Here is an 894-nt window from a genome sequence, read left to right on the forward strand (position 1 = left end):
GACGTGTAAGTGTCTGATTTTGCTTGATATGTCTGGGAGGCTCGCATTAAGGATGACGAGTTCAGGCCGAAGCTCGGCAAAATCGGGTCGCGCGGCTCGAAGGCCGGCAAACGCTATGCCGGCCAGGTTCGTGCGGCGATCAACCGGGCTGGCGGCCGGCCGCAACGCGGTGGTCGCTTCACAGGAAGCCGGACAGGGCGCGGCGGGGCGGCCGCCGCACTGCTGAAATCGCGCGACCGGTATGCCGCCTTCCGCCAGCGCCGGGTGATCGTCAAGGCGCGGGTCGTCAAGCTCGCCGGCAAGGGCGCGGACGGGGCGCGTGCCCATCTACGCTATCTTCAGCGCGACGGGGTCACCCGCGAAGGTGAACCTGGCGAGCTCTACGGCGCCGACAGCGGCCGCGTCGACGGCAAGGCGTTCATCGATCGCGCGGACGGCGACCGCCATCAGTTCCGCTTCATCGTCGCTGCCGAAGACGGCATCGAGTACGACGACCTCAAGGCGCTGACGCGGCGGCTCATGGCGCAGATGCAGGAAGACCTCGGCACGAAGCTCGACTGGGTCGCGGTCGATCATTTCAACACCGGCCACCCGCACAGCCACATCATCGTCCGTGGCAGGGACGACCGTGGCGAGAACCTGGTCATCGCGCGCGAATATATCTCATCTGGCATCCGCGAGCGGGCGGCCGAGCTGGTCAGCCTCGATCTCGGTCCGCGAACCGACCGCGAGATTGAGCTTCGCCTGCGCCGGGAAATGGAGCAGGAACGCTTCACCAGCATCGACCGTCGGCTGCTCAGCATGCGTGATGATGACGGCCTGGTCTCGCCGGGCGGTCCCGACGCCATTCGCCAGACGCTGCACCAGGGACGGCTGCGCAAGCTCGAGCGGATG

General features: G+C 66.8%; 1 pseudogene. It reads left to right on the forward strand.

Annotated features, from left to right (window positions below):
- Positions 1–45: 45 nt before the first annotated feature.
- Positions 46–894, forward strand: a pseudogene (locus EN845_RS33785) (relaxase/mobilization nuclease domain-containing protein); the annotation flags it as partial.

The organism is Mesorhizobium sp. M8A.F.Ca.ET.202.01.1.1 (assembly GCF_004791595.1).
Lineage (GTDB): Bacteria > Pseudomonadota > Alphaproteobacteria > Rhizobiales > Rhizobiaceae > Mesorhizobium.